This window comes from Nonomuraea sp. SYSU D8015 (genome assembly GCF_008065375.1).
Taxonomy (GTDB): domain Bacteria; phylum Actinomycetota; class Actinomycetes; order Streptosporangiales; family Streptosporangiaceae; genus Nonomuraea.
In genome coordinates, this window is record NZ_VJYI01000002.1 from 1,025,111 (window position 1) to 1,042,314 (window position 17,204).

Genomic DNA, 17,204 nt, shown 5'->3' on the forward strand with positions numbered 1-17,204 from the left:
CCGACGCCGTCCGGCGATCTATACCGGGAGTGAGGAGAGATGAGGAGACCGTTGTGCTGACCCATTTCATCGGCGGCGAGCCGGTGGCCGCGGGCAAGGCCTTCCCGGTCCACGACCCGGTGACAGGCACGGTGATCAGGCAGGTCTGCGAGGCCGACCCGGAGGTGGTCGACCGGGCGGTCCGCGCGGCGCGGGAGGCCGCGCGCGACTGGGCGGCGCTGCCCGTCGCCGAACGCGCCGGGTGGATGCGGCGCCTGGCCGAGGGCATCGAGGCCCGCTTCGACGACCTGGTGGCAGCGGAGATCGCCGACACCGGCAAGCCGCTCGACCAGACCCGCACGCTCGACATCCCGCGCGGCATCGCGAACTTCCGCGCCTTCGCCGAGATCGCCGCCCAGCGTCCCGACGACGCCTTCCATCTGTCGGGTGTGCTCAGCTACACCGTGCGCCGGCCGCTCGGCGTGGTCGCGGTGATCGTCCCGTGGAACCTGCCGTTCCTGCTCATGACGTGGAAGCTGGCCCCCGCCCTGGTCGCCGGCAACACCGTGGTGGTCAAGCCGTCCGAGCACACGCCGGGTTCGGCCGCGGTCTTCGCCGAGATCTGCGCCGCCGCCGGGCTGCCCGCCGGAGTGGTCAACATCATCTACGGGTACGGCTCCGCCGGGCAGCTCCTCGTCGAGCACCCCGGCGTGGACGGCGTGACGTTCACCGGCTCCACCAGGACGGGCACGGCGATCATGAAGGCCGTGGCCCCCCGGGTCAAGCCGGTCTCGTTCGAGCTGGGGGGCAAGAACGCCGGGCTGGTCTTCGAGGATTGCGACCTGGACCGGGCCGTCGAGGGCACCGCGAAGTCCGTCTTCACCAACGGCGGCCAGGTCTGCCTGTGCACGGAGCGGCTCTACGTCCAGCGCCCGATCTTCGAGGAGTTCTGCGCCCGCCTGGCGATCAGCGCCCAGGAGGTGGTGCCGCAGCCCATGATCTCTGCGGAACACCGCGAGAAGGTGCTCTCCTACTACTCCTTGGCCCGCTCGGAGGGAGCCAAGGTGCTCGCGGGGGGCGGTGTCCCCGCGTTCGGTGATCATCGCGATCTGGGTTATTTCGTGGAGCCGACAGTGGTGACAGGCTTGTCGGAGTGGTCCCGGTTCAACAGGGAGGAGATCTTCGGTCCCGTGTGTCACGTCGCACCCTTCGACACTGAGGCCGAGGCGATCGACCTGGCCAACGGCAGCGAGTACGGCCTGGCCGCCACGCTCTGGACCGGCAGCCTCGACCGCGCCCACCGGGTGGCGCAGCGGCTGGAGGCCGGGCTGGTCTGGGTCAACACCTGGTATCTCCGCGACCTGCGCACCCCGTTCGGGGGCGTGAGGCTGTCGGGGATCGGCCGGGAGGGCGGCACCCAGTCGCTCGACTTCTACTCAGAACCCACCACGATCACCATAAAACTGGAGCAGCCCGATGCATGATGAATGGTCCCAGGCGGTGGATGCGCGCGGTCAGGCCGCCGAGCGGCTGGCCGAGGCCGTGCGAAGCGGGAAACCGTGCCCGCCGATCAGGGACCTGATCGCCACCGTGACCGACGCGTACGCCGTGCAGGAGATCAACACGCGGCGGGCGATCGGCGAAGGACGGCGGCCGGTCGGCAGGAAGATCGGCATCACGAACCTGGAGCTGCAGAAGAAGTTCGGCATCGACCGCCCGGACTTCGGCATGCTCTTCGCGGACATGGCGTACCCCGACGGGCTGCCCATCCCGCTCGACCGGTTCCTGCAGCCCCGAGTCGAGGCCGAGGTCGCGCTCGTGCTGGGCAGAGACCTGACCGGCGGTCCCTTCACCGTGGCCGACGTGCTGAGGGCGGTGGAGTTCGCGCTGCCCGCCATCGAGATCGCCGATTCGCGCATCGCCGACTGGGACATCACGCTGGCCGACACGGTCGCCGACAACGCGGCGGCCGGCGCGTTCGTGCTCGGCTGCACGCCGGTGTCGCTGACGGGCCTAGACCTGCGCGCGGCCGGCATGACGATGACGCGCGGCGGCCAGGAGGTCTCCACGGGCTCGGGCGCCGCGTGCCTGGGCAGCCCGCTCAACGCCGCCGTCTGGCTGGCCTCGGAGCTCGGCCGCACCGATTACGCCCTGCGCGCCGGCGACGTGGTGCTGACCGGCGCGCTCGGGCCGGTGTCCACGGTCGAGCCGGGAGACGTGTTCGAGGCGCACGTCGAAGGGCTCGGCTCGGTGCGGGCGGTGTTCGCACAGTGAGGCCCAGGGCCATGCGCGTGCCGGGGAAGGCCACACCGCGTGGCAGGTTCCCGCACGTCAAGCGGGCAGGTGACTTCCTGTACGTCTCGGGCACCAGCTGCCGCCGCCCCGACGACACGTTCGTGGGCGTGGAGGTCGACAAGTACGGGGCGACTAATCTGGACATCCGCGCACAGACCAGGGCGGTCATCGAGAACATCGGCGACATACTCAAGGCCGCCGGAGGCTCGCTCGCCGACCTGGTCCAGATCACGGCATACCTCGTGAACATGAACGACTTCAAGGGCTACAACGAGGTCTACGCCGAGTTCTTCGACGAGGAGGGGCCCACCAGGACCACTGTCGCGGTGCACCAGTTGCCGCATCCACACCTGCTCATCGAGATGCAAGCCGTCGCCTACCATCCGCAGGAGCGATCATGATCCCACCCATCGACTTCACGAAGTGGATCGACGAGCACGCCCACCTGCTCAAGCCGCCCGTCGGCAACAAGGTGGTCTTCGAGGGGGCCGACGACTTCATCGTGATGGTGGTCGGCGGGCCCAACTCCAGGACCGACTTCCACGTCGACCCGTACGAGGAGCTCTTCTACCAGGTGCGGGGCAACATGCACGTCAACGTCGTCACCGAGAACGGCCCCGAGACCGTGCACATCCGCGAGGGCCAGATGTGGTTGCTGCCGCAGCGCATGCCGCACTCGCCGCAGCGCCCCGAGCCCGGGTCCGTCGGGCTGGTGGTCGAGAAGATCCGGCCGGAGGGCACGCTGGAGAAGTTCCAGTGGTACTGCATGGAGTGCGGCAACCGGGTGCACGAGGTCGAGTTGCAGGTCCGCGACATCGTCAAGGACCTGCCGCCGGTCTTCGAGGCGTTCTACGCCGACGAGAAGGCCCGCACCTGCGACCGGTGCGGCGCGCTGCATCCGGGCAAGGGCTAGACGTCCTAGATGGTCATCGACGTCCACACGCATTACGTGCCCAAGGGCTGGCCCGAGCTGGGCTGGCCCGGGGCGCCCAGGCTGAGGGTCGAGTCGGAGCGCGAGGCGACGATCCTCGTCCACGACCGAGATTTCCGGAAAATTCAGGATGACTGCTGGGACCCGCGGGTCCGGCTGGCCAAGATGGACGAGCACGGCGTGGATCGGCAGGTCGTCTCGCCCACGCCCGTCTTCTTCGGCTACGAGCGCTCGCCCCTGGAGGGCCTGCGGATCGCGAAGGTCTTCAACGACCTGGCGCTCGAGATCTGCGACGATCCGCGGCTGATCCCGTTCTGCCAGGTGCCGCTGCAGGATCCCGAGCTCGCCTGCGTGGAGCTCGACCGATGCCTGGCGAGCGGCCACCGGGGTGTCGAGATCGGCAACCACGTCGGCGACCGCGACCTCGACGACCCCGGCGTCGTCGAGTTCCTCCAGCACTGCGCTCAGCGGGACGTTCCGGTCTTCGTGCACCCGTGGGACATGCCTGACGGGCCGCGCATCTCGCGGTGGATGGCCCAGTGGCTCGTCGGGATGCCCGCGGAGACCCACCTGTCCATCCTGGCGATGATCCTCGGCGGCGTGTTCGACCGCGTCCCCGACACGCTGCGGATCTGCTTCGCGCATGGTGGCGGCTCGTTCGCGTTCTGGCTCGGCCGGGTCGAGAACGCCTGGCACCGCAGGCACGACCTGGTCGGCGGCTCCGAGCGGCCGCCGTCCCACTACCTCGGCAGGTTCAGCGTCGACTCTGCCGTTTTCGACGAGCGCGCGCTGCGGCTGCTCGTCGACACTCTCGGGGAGGACCATGTGATGCTCGGCAGCGACTTTCCCTATCCGCTCGGCGAGTCACCGGCGGGTGACCTGATCAGGAACGCCGGCTTCCTGTCCGGCCCGGCCCGCGCCAAGCTGCTCGCAGCCAACGCCGAGGTGTTCCTGGGCTGAAGGGAGCTCCCCATGCGCGTGCCGGTGCTGGGGCTGGCGGTGCTGGTGGTGGCCGGGTGCGGCGGGTCGCCGCCCGACGAGGAGGACCCGTCGGTCAAGGTCGGCGCGATCATCTCGCAGACCGGCGTGTACGCCGTGCTCGGCGACGAGATGGAGACCGCCATGCGCCTCTACCTCGACGAGCACGGAGGCCGCCTGGGCGGGCGCCCCGCGACGCTGGTCGTGGCCGACGACGCGGGCAGCCCGGAGGAGGGCGGGAAGCAGGCCAGGCGGCTCATCGAGGACGAGCAGGTGGACGTGATCACCGGGCTGATCGCCTCGCCCGTCGCCGAGTCGGTGGTCGCGGCGGCCGGCGAGACGCCCGTGGTGATCGCCAACGCGGGTGCGGACACACTGGGCGGCGCCAACGTCTTCCGCGTGTCGTACACCAATCACGCCCACGGCTACGCCGCGGGCCGCTACGCCGCCGAGCGGTACGGCCGGCAGGACGTCGTGCTCATGGCCTCCGACTACTCCGCGGGCACCGAGACGCTCAGGGGCTTCACCGAGGGGTACGGCGCCCAGCCGCTCAGGCGCATCCTCACGCCGTACGGCGGGCCGGCGGACCTGGAGCCGTACTTCGCCCGGATCCCGCCGGAGGCCGAGCTCCTGTACGCCTTCTACGCCGGCGGGGAGGCGGTCGCGTTCGCCAGGGCGTTCAAGCAACTCGGCTACGACGCCGAGATCGAGCTGCTGGCCGGCCAGAACCTCACCGACGAGGACGTGCTCCGCGCCGTCGGGCCGGACGCCGAGGGCATCACCAGTGTCGGGATGTACTCTCCCGCGCTGGACAACCCGGACAACGCCGCGTTCGTCGCCCGGTGGCGGGGCAGGACCGGCGCGAACCCGTCCGCGGTCGCGCTGCAGAGCTGGGACGCCATGCGGCTCATCGACGCGGCGCTGGCCCGGGGCGGCGATCTCGGGCGCGGGCTGGCCGAGGTGGGGGAGCTGGATGGTCCGCGCGGCACGTTCCGGCTGGACGAGCGGCACAACCCGGTGCAGAACTGGTACGTCCGCGAGTACCAGAATGGTGTGAACCGGGTGATTGCCACCATCCCGCCGCAACAGGAGTGACTGGTGATAGATCGCGACCACTGCCTCGCTCTCGACGCCGGCGACCCGCTGCGCGCGTTCAGAGACGAGTTCGTGCTGCCGCAAGACGTCGTCTACCTGGTAGGCAACTCGCTGGGCGCACCGCCGCGCCGGGCCGCGGAGCGGGTGCGGCGGACCGTCGAGGACGAATGGGGCAGGCAACTGGTCGGCGGGTGGAACCACGCCGGCTGGTACGGCCAGCCGCTGACCACCGGTGACCGGCTGGCGCCGCTGATCGGCGCGGGGCCGGGCCAGGTCGTGGTGGGCAACACCACCTCGATCGCGATCTACCAGGCGGTCGCGGCGGCGCTGCGGCTGCGCCCGGACCGTCGGGTGATCGTCTCCGACGTGCGGAACTTCCCCACCGACCACTACATGGTCCAGGGGCTGGCGAGGCTGCTCGGCGGCTACGAGGTCCGCGACTTCGCCGAGGGGCGCTTCGACGACGCGGCCGCGGTGCTGCTGCCGGAGGTGGACTACCGGACCGGGGCGCTCTACGACGTGCCGTCGATCACCGCCCGGGTCCAGGAGGCCGGGGCGCTCATGGTGTGGGACGTGTGCCACAGCGTGGGTGCCATGGCGGTGGACGTGTCGGAGGCGGATTTCGCCGTCGGATGCACGTACAAGTACCTCAACGGCGGTCCCGGCGCGCCCGCGTTCCTCTACGTCAACCCGCGCCACCACGCCACGGCCGAGAACGTGCTGTCCGGCTGGTACAGCCACGCCGAGCCGTTCGCGTTCGAGACCGACTACCGCCCGGCCGAGGGGATCAGGCGGTTCGCGGTCAGCACCCCGCACGTGTTGTCGTTCGCGGCGCTGGAGGCGGCGCTCGACGTGTGGGAGCGGGTGCCGATGGACCAGGTGAGGACCAAGAGCATGGCCCTGACCTCGCTCTTCGTCGATCTGATCGGGGACGCGCTGGAGCTGGCCTCGCCCGCCGACGCCGCGGCGCGCGGCAGCCAGGTGAGCTTCCGCCACCCCGACGGCTACCCGGTGATGCGGGCGCTGATCGACCGGGGCGTGCACGGGGACTTCCGTGCACCCGACATCCTCAGGTTCGGCTTCGCGCCTCTGTACATCCGCTACGCCGACGTGTACGACGCGGCCGCCACGCTGCTGGAGGTGCTGGACAAGGAGCACTGGCGCGACGAGAGGTACACCACGCGGCTGGCCGTCACCTGAGCCCCGGTCACGGGCGGCGGAACTCCTCCAGTTTGTGCTCGATGAGGTCTCTGATCATCTCGCGGGCCTCCATGCGAGGCACGCCCGTCATCAGCAGGGTGTCGTAGTCGGTGTCGAGGTGCCGGATCGAGGCGATCACGGCCAGCGTGATCGCGTTCTCGTCCAGCGCCTTGGCCGCCGCCGACCGGCCCACCCTGCCGCTGCCGCGCTGCCCGGCGTGCTCGGCGATCTCCCGCGCCCGCTCGGCGGGGCAGCCGGGGAACAACCGGGCGATCTCGGCCGCCATCCGGGCCTGGAACTCGACGTCCTGCTCGGCCCTGCGCACCCGGTCGCGCTCGCGGCGGCGCAGGCGCACCTCCTCGTCGGCCAGGCACCGCTCCTCGGCCGCCTCCAGCGCGGCCTGCTCGACCAGCAGGCCGAGGCGCTGGTAGACCTTGCGGCGCCGGTTATACTGCACCACCACCGCCGTCAGGCCGCTCTCCTGTTTGGCCCGGCGGCTGAGCGCCGCGTTGCCGGACGGCAGGAACACCAGATGATCCATGTCCGCGCACGTCAGGCAGTGGGGCCGCTCATCTTCCATGATCAGGTACGGGCCCGTGTCGCCGCAGCCCGCGCACGTCCAGTCGTCGAGCGGGGCCACGGCCACCAGGTCGGGCGCCTTGCTCTGCGCCTCGGTGAGCCGCCGCAGCCTCGCCTCGCTGAGGTCGGGCGAGATCCAGTGCACGCGGAAGGGCTCCTGCGGGTGGCGGGAGGTGAAGCGCAGCTCGCGGCGGTCGCGGGTGCCCGCGACGTACGGGGTGTCCACCGGCTTGAGCCCCTTGGCCAGCGCCCACTCCTTCAGCAGCGCGGCCGTGGTGAGCAGGCGGTCCTCGTCGACGTCCGCCAGCTCGGACAGCGTGGCCGCCCGCCCCTGCCGCCAGGTGTCCACGTGCCGGGAGTGCAGCCAGCGGAGCCCGGTGATTACGTCGATGAACGTGACGTACTTGCGGGTGGTGAGCGCGATCTCAGCCGCGTCCGCGACCCTGCGCGCCAAATTCGGCTTGCTCACAGGGCCTCCTGCGTCGGCCCTGTGAGCATGCTGCTGTGTCTAATGGTTCGCTCGCTGCGCTCACTCACGTCCCATAGTCTCCCGCGCCCTTTGTCGGGAGATGGCCAGTCCCGAAGCTTTCCTTTTGCGCAATGCGGCAAGTAACCCCTTCGGATTTTCTGGAGGATACCGTGCGCCTGTTCTGGCCCGCCGTCTTCATGCTCGCCACCTCGTGTGGTCTGACCGAGGAGGGCTCACAACCCGTCGTCACCGGCACGTTCGGCAGCAAGCCGGTCGTCGCCATACCCAAGGGCAGTCCGGGGCGCACGCCGCGGATCACGGTGCTGTCGGTGGGGAACGGGCGGCGTACCGTGCCGGGCGACGTGGTCCTCGCGGACGTGGACATCCGGCGCTGGTCGGGCAACCAGCCGTACATGAGCACCTACGACGCCAACCAGCCCACCACGGTCGTCTTCGACGGCAGGCAGGTGTCGGAGACCTGGCGGCAGTCGCTCATCGGCCATCCGGCCGGCAGCCGGGTCATGCTGGTCAGCCCGGCCGCCGAGGCGCTGGGGCCGAACGTGCCGCTGACCGGCGTCTCGCCCGCGGACACGCTGGTGCTGGTCTTCGACATCCTCGGCGGCTACCCGCCGGACGCCCGGCTGGTCGGCCGCACGCTGCCGGTGATCCCCAAGGACATGACGCCCGTCGACCCGCCCCGCACCCTCATCGACGGCTCGGGACGGGAGGTCGTCGCGGGCGCGAAGGTGATCATCCAGTACGTGGCCGCCACCTGGCCGTCCCGCGTGGTCGTGGACTCCTCCTACCGGCGGGGCGGGCCCAGCGCCTACACGCTGAAGCCGGGGGCGGTGCCCGCGGCCTGGCTGGACGCGCTCGTCGGCCGGCAGGTGGGCTGCCGGGTGGCCGTGCCGTCCGCGGGCGCCGAGCCCAGGATGTACGTCATCGACGTCCTGGACACGATCACCCAGGCATAGCCGCCGTCAGGGCTCGCGGTCGAGGTCGGCGCGGACGATGCCGTAGATCACGCCGTCGTGCCACCGCCCCGCGCGGAACCCGGCGCCGCGCAGCACGCCCTCGCGGGTGAACCCGGCCTTCTCCAACGCCCGCTGCTCGGCGATGTTGTCGATCTCGGTGTCCGCTTCGATCCTGTTGGCCGTCGTGTGGTCGAACAGATAGCGCACGAGCAGCTTCTGGGCCTGTGTGCCGTATCCCTTGCCACGGAAGCCCGGCGCCACGATCAGCCCGATCGACCAGTAGAAGCTCGCCCGGTTGGCGATCTGCTTGCGCCACGAGACGAAGCCGGCCCTGTCGTCGCCGTCCGCGATGATCAGGATGCCGCCGTCGTCGCCCAGCATCCCGTTGTCCTGCCAGCGCTCGCGCAGGGGGCGCGCGTTCTGCCAGCCGTACCACTGGAACTCGCCGGTGTGGTCGGGGTCGCTGGTGAGCAGGTGGAGGAAGGACAGGTCGTCCTCCTCGACCGGACGCAGTCTGATGGTCATGATCCGGACACTATGCGACGGATGAGGCGTCTGAGCCGCGACCCCTGCGCGGGCAGGCCCTGCAGGGCATCGAGCGCCTCGGCGGCGGTCGGCCGCTTGGCGGGGGAGTGGTCGAGCATCCTGCGCACCACCTCGGGCACGTCCGGGCCCTGGGCGTCGGCGCTCGTCGGGAGCTCCCCGGTGAGCAGCTGGTAGGCGATCGCCCCGGCCGCGTAGACGTCGGAGGCGGTGGTCATCCGGTCGGGGCGCGCCTGGCACTCCGGCGCCACGTAGGCCGCGTCGAGCACGTTGCCCAGCTCGTGGGCGACGGTGTAGTTGCGCGGCCCAGGCTTGGCGTAGTCGAAGCCGGTCAGCACCGCGTGCCCGTCGTCGGTGACCAGCACGCAGGCGGGCGTGAGCGCCCGGTGCACGACGCCGTTGGCGTGCGCGTGCGCCAGCCCGCGCAGGAGGTCCTGGATCACGGTCATCCGGGCGCCCCGGCCCAGCGACAGGTGCAGCGCCTGGCCGTGGACGTCGTCGAGCACCAGCACGAACCGGCTCTCGTCGTCGATGGCGAAGAAGTCGCGCGAGCGCACCACGCACGGGTGCGGGGGGATCCTGGCCAGCGACTGGTAGGCGTTGGCGATGCGCTGCCGCTCGGCCGCCCGCGCCTCGGCGTCGGCCAGCGGGTCGGCCTGGTAGGCCCGCAGCAGCACGGTCTCGCTGCCCGGCAGCGTCGCGTTGAACGCGCGGTATTCGGTGACCTTGGCGTCACCGCCGAGCTGCTCCTCGACCTCCCAGTTGCCGAACCTGGGCGGCGCCGTGCTGCGGCGCACGGTCTGGTTGAGCGCGTCGAGGATGGCCGTCATGTACGGTCGCGCGTCCGGCGTGCATCCCCGCCTGACCCGCGAGACGTCGCTCAACGTGGCGAGCAGACCGTCCAGGGTCGTGACGTTGACCGCGTCGCGCCCCGCCGGATCGACCAGCTCCGCGTCGGGCGAGGTGAGCACCACCAGACTGTCGACGTAGACGCGTTCGAGCTGGGTGGCCCTGGACACCAACAGGCCCTTGAGCGCCTTGGCCGTGCCCCGCAGCTTGGCCACGGGAGAGCCGAACGCCTCTCTGCGCGGCGGGAACCAGCGCGTGCCCGACACCTCGATGCGCCCCCGTGTGCCCTTGACGTCGACGACCACGAGCGAGTGGCCGGTCAGCACCAGCAGGTCGACCTCGAAGACGTCGTGGCCGCGCGGGACCTCGATGTTGTGCAGCAGCAACCAGTCGGCAGGCGCGTGGTCGCGGAGATATGCGATGACGCGCCGCTCGGCGTCGTTGACTGGACGCCCACCGCCGACGATCTCTGCCATGGACCTATCCTCGCACGGGATCCTGTTGACAACATGCTGTCGAAATGACAAGATGTTGTCATGAAGCGAATCGTTCACCACGCCGTCTACGACACGCTCGCCGACTGGGAGACCGGTCACGCGATCGCTCACCTGCGCAACGGGGTCTGGCATCGCGAGCCCGGCGCGTACGAGATCGTCACCGTGGGCCTGACCACCGATCCGATCGTCACCATGGGCGGCCTGCGCATCACCCCCGACCTCGCGCTCGACCAGCTCTCCCCGCCCGACAGCGCACTGCTGATCCTCCCTGGAGCCTCTCGGTGGGACGAGGGCCACGAGCTGGCGCCGTTCGCGCGCAAGGCCGGCGAGTTCCTGGCGGCCGGGGTGCCGGTCGCGGCCATCTGCGGCGCCACCGCGGGGCTGGCCAGGGAAGGGCTGCTGGACGACCGCGATCACACGAGCGGTGTGCTGCAATACCTGGAGGCCCAGGAGGGCTACGCGGGCGCCAAGCGCTACCTCGATCAGGACGCGGTGCTCGACGGCGACCTCGTCACGGCCGGGCCCACCGAGCCGGTGGCGTTCGCCAGGGAGATCTTCCGCAGGCTCGACGTCTACCGGCCCGAGGTGCTGGACGCCTGGTTCCGGCTCTTCTCGCGGAGCGACGCCTCGGCTTATGAGGTACTGATGACGGCATGAGCGAGCGCAGTGAGTGAACGATCAGACACAGCTGAGACTCGCTCACGCGACCGACGAAGGAGGGCGCATGAGTGAGACGTCCGAACTCGCGAGCGGCCTGGCGCTGGGCACCTTCCGGCTCAACGGCCAGTTCCTCCAGATGGCGGAGGGGCTGGCCCGGCCGGCCGGGATGACCGCGGCGTGGTGGCAGGTGCTCGGCGCGGTTCTGCGCGAGCCCCTGCCCGTGGCCGGGATCGCCCGGGTCATGGGGATGACCAGGCAGGGCGTGCAGCGGATCGCGGACCTGCTGGTGGAGCGGGGGCTGGCCGAATATCGCCCGAACCCGGCGCACCGGCGGGCCAAGCTGCTCCAGCCGACGGCGGCCGGCCGGGAGGCGATCGCCAAGATCAATCCCGGTCACCAGAAGTTCTCGGACCGGCTGGTGGCCGAGCTGGGACCGGAGGAGGCGAGGCAGTGTCTGGAGGCCCTGCACCGTCTGTCGGCCGCCTTGGACCGGCTGGGCTCAGAAGATCAAGGGGCTGTGGAATCGGTCAAGTCGGAACGCTAGGTTGAAGATCCCGCGGATCCGACATATAGGGAGAGGCTCCATGACAGGTGAACCCCCTCAGGCCGGTCAGGCGGTCCCGCCCAGGATCGACACCACTGTCCCGCACGCCGCGCGAATGTGGAACTACTGGCTCGGCGGCAAGGATCACTACGAGGTCGACCGGGCGGCCGGCGACCAGTTCCGCCGGGCGTTCCCCGACATCGTGCACATCGCGCGGCTGTCGCGGCACCTGATCGCGCGCATCGTCCGCCACATGGTCCACGAGGCCGGCGTCCGCCAGTTCCTCGACGTCGGCACCGGCCTGCCGACCGTGGACAACACCCACGAGGTCGCCCAGCGGGCCGATCCGACCTGCCGGGTGGTGTACGTGGACAACGACCCCCTCGTCCTCGCCCACGCCCGCGCCCTCCTGGTCGGCACCCGCGAGGGCGCCACCGACTACGTGGACGCCGACCTGCGTGACCCTGAAGAGATCATCGCCGCGGCGGCCAAGACCCTGGACCTCACCCGGCCCGTGGCGCTCATGCTGATGGGCATCGTGGGATACGTGACCGACGAGGAGGGCGCGCATTCGATCGTCGCGCGGCTGATGGACGCCCTGCCGTCCGGCAGCTACCTCGCCATGTGGGACGGCGTCAACGTGGTGACCGGCGAGGCGCTGGAGAAGGCCCAGGAGGAGCACAACCAGGGTCCCGGGGTGCCGTACAACCTGAGGACGCGCGAGGAGTTCACCGCGTTCTTCGACGGTCTGGAGCTCGTCGAGCCGGGCATCGTGTCGCTCCCCCTGTGGCGGCCCGACCCCGATCCGCTCGCCGACCTCACCGAGGTGGACGCCCTGTGCGGGGTCGCCCGCAAGCCCTGAGACCTACTCGTCCTCGATGAGCCGGCGCAAGAGCGCCGGGGTTTCGGCCGGGGGCGGGGCGTGCACGCCGAGCTCGTTGAGCAGATGCCGGTAGTGCCGCACGTCCCCCTCCTTGGTGAGGAACTGGGCGCCGGTGAGGTGTTCGAGGTAGACGACGTCGCTCAGCTCCTCCTGCGAGAAGCGCAGGAGCGTGACGGGGCCGATGCCGCCGATGGCGGTGCCGGAGTCGAACGGGAACACCTGCAGGGTGACGTGCGGCTGCTCGGCCATCCTGACGAGGTGCTCCAACTGCGCCCGCATGACCTCCTGCCCGCCGACCGTGCGGCGCAGCGCGCCCTCGTCCATCACCGCCCAGAGCTTGCGCGGCGAGGGCGGGGCCAGGATCTCCTGACGACGCATGCGCACCTGGACCCGGCGCTCGATCCGCTCGGCCGACTCGTCGCCGTGGCCCTGCGTGATGACCGCGCGGGCGTAGTCCTCCGTCTGCAGCAGGCCGGGGACGAACTGCACCTCGTAGGTGCGGATCAGCGCGGCGTCGTGCTCCAGCCCGAGGTAGGGCGCGAACCAGTCGGGGATCACGTCGCGGTAGTCCTGCCACCAACTGGGCGCGTTGGCCTGCTCGACCAGGGCGAGCACGCTCGCGCGCTCGGCGTCGTCGGTCACGCCGTAGAGGGTGAGGAGGTCGGCCACGTCGCGCGTCTTGAAGCTGGTGCGGCCGGACTCCATGCGGCTGATCTTGGAGTGGGAGCCCCGGATGGCGTAGCCGGCGTCCTCGCGGCTGATGCCGCTGGCCTCGCGGAACCGGCGCAACTGCGCGCCGACGAGGATCCTGAGCGCGGTCGGCCCGGATTGCAGGGAATCGCTATCCGGGATATCCGGCAGTTCGGGAATTTCGGTCATGTCGGCCATATCCTGAGTACTCCGCATCCTGAGCACTCCGCATCTATGCTCTTCCATCGGCACTTCGCCGCGGTTCCGGCCCGTGGACAATCCTGCCACGCCTGGCGACGCGCGTACCGCATTTCCCTGTGGAGGAAACTGCCGCTTTATCCACACAGATCACGGCACCTGTGCCGCTACCGAGCCGTCGCCACGATCACGCCGGACCCGTGACCGGGCATATCGACGGCGACCAGGCGGTCGTGCCCGAGCAGCGTCCGCCGCACCGTGTCCTGTCTGCCCGCGAACTCCTGGTCCCACACCACGCCGGGCGCGGGCACCATGTCGTCCACGACCAGCACGCCGCGCGGGTTGAGCGCGGCGATCGTCAGCTCCAAACCCACCTGCTTGCCGCCCTCCGCGTCCGCGAAGATCAGATCATACGTCCCGAGCCCCGGCAGCAGCTCCAGCGCGTCCCCCACGCGGAAGTCCACGAATGCCGGCCACCCCGCACTCGCCACCAGGGCTGCTCGCTCGGCGTCGCGCTCCACCGTGGTCACCGTCACGTCGGACCGCGGCAGCAGCCCGCTCGCCAGCCAGGCCACCCCCACCCCGGTCCCGGTGCCGATCTCCAGCACGCGGCCGCCCTCGGGCACGCCCGCGGCCAGCGCGGCGAGCAGCCTGCCGACGGCGGGATCACAGGAGTACGCGAACCCCGCCGCCCGCGCCCTTTCCACGGCCGCGCCGACCAGTTCCGGAGTCTCATGATTCATGGTCGCTTTCTATCCCGACCCCGCCCCGGCCGTCACCGGAGTTTCCCGCGCGGTTTGAACACCGACAGCGCCGTCGCGACCAGCAGCATGACGATCTGCGTGCTCAGCGCCGCGACCTGGCCCCACTGGCGAGTGGCGGCGGCCGGCCTGGCGCCTTCGGTGGCGGCGGCCATTCCCTCGGGATCGAACAGGAACATGCCCACGCAGATGACCGCCACCAGCAGGACCAGCTTGATCACCACCCAGTAATGGCGGAACAGCCCCCAATGGCTCGTCAGGCCGAGTGTGATGCCGGTGGCCAATGCGGTGAGGCTCAGCGGTATGCCGCCCGCGAACACCAGGATGGGCATCAGCCGATAGGCGGAGTGAGCCAGTTCCAGGTCCTCGGTCAGCGCGGCCGCCGTATTCAGCGCCACCAACCCCCACACCTCGCCGACCAGCGCCACCGAGGCGACGATGTGGATCACCAGGACGGTCTTGCGGATGCGTGGCCGCATCGCTCTCACCTCACCTCCGGTTTCGGAACTCACGGCCATCGTCATGGCTTTGCCGGCGCCGGGCGTCCGCCCCGGGATGGCGCTCCGAGTACGCCGATCGTGGTAGGACGATTATCAAAGTTTCAGGTGATCATTGCTTATGCGGCGGTGAAAGATTGCCCCGTCGATCTCGCCCGCGGACCAAATCAACGTTGTTTGCGCGGTGGTCCGGACAGTGTGAATGCCGTGTGTCGTCGAGTGGCGTGAAAACCTAGTGCCAAGAAAACGAGGTTCCTCCTTGACCTCGGTGAGGGCTTTCTGGGTTGCGATTCTGTCGGCCTGCCGCGATTGTTATTTGCGGCACCTCACAGCCCTGCACAAACGACTATGGCGCTGGGAAATTCCGCGCCTTCCATGGAGGAAAGCAAGCATGATCCGTCGCATTCTGGCGGGCGCGGCAATCACGGCCGTCGCCCTCGGCTTCTCCGCTACCGGCGCGTCGGCTGACGTCGGTCCCAACCCCGGAAACTACGGGCAGGCCCTGCTGAGCCAGTTCCAGATCGTCGATGACGCGCTGAACGACGTGCTCAACGAGTCGCTCAACGAGTCCCTCAGGGACATCGAGGTCGACATCCTCCAGATCGCGGACATCCACGAGATCGACCTCGACCTGCTGAACAACAACCAGCCCGAGGTCGGCGACAACAACCAGGACAGCGACGCCGGGGTGGGCGGCACCCGCTTCAACTGACGCTGGTCGCGCAGGGCGGGCAGAGGGGCGGCTCGCGGCCGTCCGACGACGGCCGTCTGGCCAGAGAGTCGCCCTTCTGGCGCCCCGCGGAAGCGCACAACCACTGGGGCGCCGAATCTCGCGCCCATCCACGGAGGAAAACAAACATGATCCGTCGTATTCTGGCCGGCGCCGCACTTACGGCCGCCGCCCTTGGCTTCTCGGCCGTCGGCGCGTCCGCTGACGTCGGCCCCAACGCCAACAACAGGGGGCAGGGGGTGCTGAGCCAGTTCCAGGTCATCGACGACGTTCTCAACGACGTGGCCAACAACTCGCTCAACGAGTCCCTCAGGGACATCGAGGTCGACGTGCTCCAGGTCCTCGATCTGCACGAGCTCGACGTCGACGTCCTCAACAACAACCAGCCCAGCGTCGGTGACGGCAACGTCGGCAGCGACGCCGGGACGGCCGGCACCCACTTCAACTGACGCTTCTCGCATGGCGTAGGCAGGGGAACGGTTCGCGGCCGTCCGGCCGGAGAAAGTCGCCCCGCCTGGTGTCGAGGTGAACCGACAGAGCTCGTCGTGGGTGCTCGCGAGGCCACGGACGGCTCGTCGAATCACCGGAATAGAGCGCCGTGCGGCCCAGGTCGATCCGGGGCCGCACGGCTCAACCTCGCACATCGATGTCGCTCCGGCCGGCATTTGGCCGGATCACCCCCATGAACTGTGGTCTGTCGAGTCGATCCAGCCGCACGAACGCCCCCGTGTACGGCGCGTGCACGATCCTTGCCGCGTCGACGGCGATCCCGACGTGCTCCGGCCCCGCACGGCCCGGCGAGCTGTCGTAGAAGACCAAATCCCCCGGTTCCAGCAGCTCCTTCGGTATCTGGATCCCGGAACGCCACTGTTCCCGAGTGGTGGATCCGATGAGCGTTCCCGCTCGTGCGTACGCGTACTCGGCGAGCCCCGAGCAGTCGAACCCCTTGGTCCTGGCGCCCCTGCCGATCCCGTATCCCGGCCCGTGCACCCCGCCGCCGCCCCATGAGTAAGGGACTCCGATCATTTCCAGCGCCGCGCGGAGCGCGATGGTTCCGGCCGCTGATCTGCCGGCGGCCGCTGCCAATGTGGGGGCCGAAATTGCGACGTACACGATGACGCACACGATGGCGCATATCGCCGCTATTCGCCTTCCATTCATGTGTGTGACATTTCTCCCTGCGAATAGGGATGAAACGTCTTCAAATAAATGCTAACTCGTCCGGATATGTCCGGATATATGGTCCCCATTGCATTCTCGAGTACGCCAAACTCGGGCTCTCGGGAGATCCTTGGTAAACCCCTGGTTCGGTGCGGGTCATCGCCGTGCATACGGGCGAACCGCCGCCGATGATCATGAAAGTGGGTGTGCGCCGCCGGAGCCCTTCAGGATTTCCCACTAATTCGGTCATTTTCTCGCGAAAATTACATAGTGAAACATACTTCGTGTAACCTTGGTTCTGCTGACGACAACCCCCGAAGCATGCGTGATGGGGGGTGTGAGGAGCGTGGGCGGTCCAGAAGAGCGGCTGCTCTACCAGGACGAGCAACTCAAGATCACGGTACGTGCGGCGTCTGGAGCGCCGACCGTCACGCTGATCGGCGAGATCGACGCCTCCAACAGCCATGCGCTCGCCGGGGCTCTGGCGAGCTGCCGCCAGGGCGACTACATCGTCGTCGACACCGGAGCGCTGTCCTTCATCGACGTCTCGGGGCTGCGTGTGCTCGTCATGCCGGCGCTGCCCCCGTCGCAGCGCTGGATCCGGCTGCACAACGTCACGCCGTACCAGCGCCGGCTGCTGCGCATGATGGGCTGGTACTACGAGCCCCGGGCCCATCACCTGCCCGTTTAG

At 69.5% G+C, this 17,204-nt stretch carries 21 protein-coding genes; 14 read left to right on the plus strand and 7 right to left on the minus strand.

Features of this window, described 5'->3' with window-relative positions; translation table 11 throughout:
• Positions 1–53 precede the first annotated feature (53 nt).
• The 7 genes from ID574_RS14305 to kynU are packed head-to-tail and all read left to right on the plus strand — an operon-like array spanning position 54 to position 6,478.
• Positions 54–1,463: an aldehyde dehydrogenase family protein gene (locus ID574_RS14305; protein ID WP_188189264.1), complete on the plus strand. Its 1,410-nt coding sequence runs from the start codon at positions 54–56 to the stop codon at positions 1,461–1,463.
• Positions 1,456–2,253: a 2-keto-4-pentenoate hydratase gene (locus ID574_RS14310; RefSeq protein WP_188189266.1), complete on the plus strand. Its 798-nt coding sequence runs from the start codon at positions 1,456–1,458 to the stop codon at positions 2,251–2,253. Before ID574_RS14305 ends, ID574_RS14310 begins: the two co-directional genes overlap by 8 nt.
• An 11-nt stretch (positions 2,254–2,264) precedes the next feature.
• The gene (locus tag ID574_RS14315; protein WP_188189267.1) at positions 2,265–2,675 is read left to right on the plus strand and encodes a RidA family protein; all 411 of its coding nucleotides are present in this window, start codon (positions 2,265–2,267) and stop codon (positions 2,673–2,675) included.
• Positions 2,672–3,187, plus strand: a complete 516-nt coding sequence (locus ID574_RS14320; protein ID WP_188189268.1) for a 3-hydroxyanthranilate 3,4-dioxygenase — start codon at positions 2,672–2,674, stop codon at positions 3,185–3,187. The genes ID574_RS14315 and ID574_RS14320 overlap by 4 nt, the downstream gene beginning before the upstream one ends.
• 9 nt (positions 3,188–3,196) lie before the next feature.
• Positions 3,197–4,165, plus strand: a complete 969-nt coding sequence (locus tag ID574_RS14325; RefSeq protein ID WP_188189269.1) for an amidohydrolase family protein — start codon at positions 3,197–3,199, stop codon at positions 4,163–4,165.
• 12 nt (positions 4,166–4,177) lie between these two features.
• Positions 4,178–5,278 (plus strand): ABC transporter substrate-binding protein, encoded by a 1,101-nt coding sequence (locus ID574_RS14330; RefSeq protein WP_188189270.1) that lies wholly within the window; start codon positions 4,178–4,180, stop codon positions 5,276–5,278.
• The gene (gene kynU, locus ID574_RS14335) at positions 5,279–6,478 is read left to right on the plus strand and encodes a kynureninase (RefSeq protein ID WP_442939304.1); all 1,200 of its coding nucleotides are present in this window, start codon (positions 5,279–5,281) and stop codon (positions 6,476–6,478) included.
• 7 nt (positions 6,479–6,485) lie between these two features.
• Here kynU and ID574_RS14340 read toward each other — a convergent pair whose 3' ends face one another.
• Positions 6,486–7,526 (minus strand): DUF2293 domain-containing protein, encoded by a 1,041-nt coding sequence (locus ID574_RS14340; protein ID WP_188189272.1) that lies wholly within the window; start codon positions 7,524–7,526, stop codon positions 6,486–6,488.
• Between the two features lie 170 nt (positions 7,527–7,696).
• Here ID574_RS14340 and ID574_RS14345 point away from each other — a divergent pair, with 170 nt between their 5' ends.
• Positions 7,697–8,500, plus strand: coding sequence for an FKBP-type peptidyl-prolyl cis-trans isomerase (locus tag ID574_RS14345; protein WP_188189273.1), 804 nt, complete (start codon positions 7,697–7,699; stop codon positions 8,498–8,500).
• A gap of 6 nt (positions 8,501–8,506) precedes the next feature.
• Here ID574_RS14345 and ID574_RS14350 read toward each other — a convergent pair whose 3' ends face one another.
• Positions 8,507–9,025 carry a GNAT family N-acetyltransferase gene (locus ID574_RS14350; protein ID WP_188189274.1) on the minus strand — a complete coding sequence of 173 codons (519 nt, stop codon included), beginning with the start codon at positions 9,023–9,025 and terminating at the stop codon, positions 8,507–8,509.
• Positions 9,022–10,368 (minus strand): methylation-associated defense system protein kinase MAD6, encoded by a 1,347-nt coding sequence (mads6, locus tag ID574_RS14355; RefSeq protein ID WP_188189275.1) that lies wholly within the window; start codon positions 10,366–10,368, stop codon positions 9,022–9,024. The genes ID574_RS14350 and mads6 overlap by 4 nt, the downstream gene beginning before the upstream one ends.
• 60 nt (positions 10,369–10,428) lie before the next feature.
• Here mads6 and ID574_RS14360 point away from each other — a divergent pair, with 60 nt between their 5' ends.
• The 3 genes from ID574_RS14360 to ID574_RS14370 all read left to right on the plus strand — a co-directional run bounded on the left by ID574_RS14360 (position 10,429) and on the right by ID574_RS14370 (position 12,455).
• The gene (locus ID574_RS14360) at positions 10,429–11,046 is read left to right on the plus strand and encodes a type 1 glutamine amidotransferase family protein (RefSeq protein ID WP_188189276.1); all 618 of its coding nucleotides are present in this window, start codon (positions 10,429–10,431) and stop codon (positions 11,044–11,046) included.
• A gap of 67 nt (positions 11,047–11,113) precedes the next feature.
• Positions 11,114–11,593, plus strand: a complete 480-nt coding sequence (locus ID574_RS14365; protein WP_188189277.1) for a MarR family winged helix-turn-helix transcriptional regulator — start codon at positions 11,114–11,116, stop codon at positions 11,591–11,593.
• Positions 11,594–11,633: 40 nt separating this feature from the next.
• Positions 11,634–12,455: an SAM-dependent methyltransferase gene (locus ID574_RS14370; protein ID WP_188189278.1), complete on the plus strand. Its 822-nt coding sequence runs from the start codon at positions 11,634–11,636 to the stop codon at positions 12,453–12,455.
• A 3-nt stretch (positions 12,456–12,458) separates the two neighbouring features.
• On the opposite strand, the gene ID574_RS14375 is transcribed toward ID574_RS14370, so the two are convergent.
• The 3 genes from ID574_RS14375 to ID574_RS14385 all read right to left on the minus strand — a co-directional run bounded on the left by ID574_RS14375 (position 12,459) and on the right by ID574_RS14385 (position 14,604).
• The gene (locus ID574_RS14375; RefSeq protein WP_336245515.1) at positions 12,459–13,355 is read right to left on the minus strand and encodes a helix-turn-helix domain-containing protein; all 897 of its coding nucleotides are present in this window, start codon (positions 13,353–13,355) and stop codon (positions 12,459–12,461) included.
• A gap of 176 nt (positions 13,356–13,531) precedes the next feature.
• Positions 13,532–14,107 (minus strand): O-methyltransferase, encoded by a 576-nt coding sequence (locus ID574_RS14380; RefSeq protein ID WP_188189280.1) that lies wholly within the window; start codon positions 14,105–14,107, stop codon positions 13,532–13,534.
• Positions 14,108–14,139: 32 nt separating this feature from the next.
• Positions 14,140–14,604, minus strand: coding sequence for a hypothetical protein (locus tag ID574_RS14385; protein WP_188189281.1), 465 nt, complete (start codon positions 14,602–14,604; stop codon positions 14,140–14,142).
• A 409-nt stretch (positions 14,605–15,013) separates the two neighbouring features.
• Between ID574_RS14385 and ID574_RS14390 the strand changes: the two genes are divergently transcribed.
• Together ID574_RS14390 and ID574_RS14395 are read left to right on the plus strand one after the other, a co-directional pair.
• Complete coding sequence (locus ID574_RS14390; RefSeq protein ID WP_188189282.1) at positions 15,014–15,334, plus strand: hypothetical protein; 321 nt, start codon at positions 15,014–15,016, stop codon at positions 15,332–15,334.
• A 146-nt stretch (positions 15,335–15,480) separates the two neighbouring features.
• Positions 15,481–15,801: a hypothetical protein gene (locus ID574_RS14395; protein WP_188189283.1), complete on the plus strand. Its 321-nt coding sequence runs from the start codon at positions 15,481–15,483 to the stop codon at positions 15,799–15,801.
• A gap of 181 nt (positions 15,802–15,982) precedes the next feature.
• Here the strand turns inward: ID574_RS14395 and ID574_RS14400 are convergent, their stop codons facing one another.
• Positions 15,983–16,378, minus strand: a complete 396-nt coding sequence (locus ID574_RS14400; RefSeq protein WP_188189284.1) for a C40 family peptidase — start codon at positions 16,376–16,378, stop codon at positions 15,983–15,985.
• A gap of 481 nt (positions 16,379–16,859) precedes the next feature.
• Between ID574_RS14400 and ID574_RS14405 the strand changes: the two genes are divergently transcribed.
• On the plus strand, positions 16,860–17,204 hold the full coding sequence (locus ID574_RS14405) for an STAS domain-containing protein (RefSeq protein ID WP_188189285.1): 345 nt from the start codon (positions 16,860–16,862) through the stop codon (positions 17,202–17,204).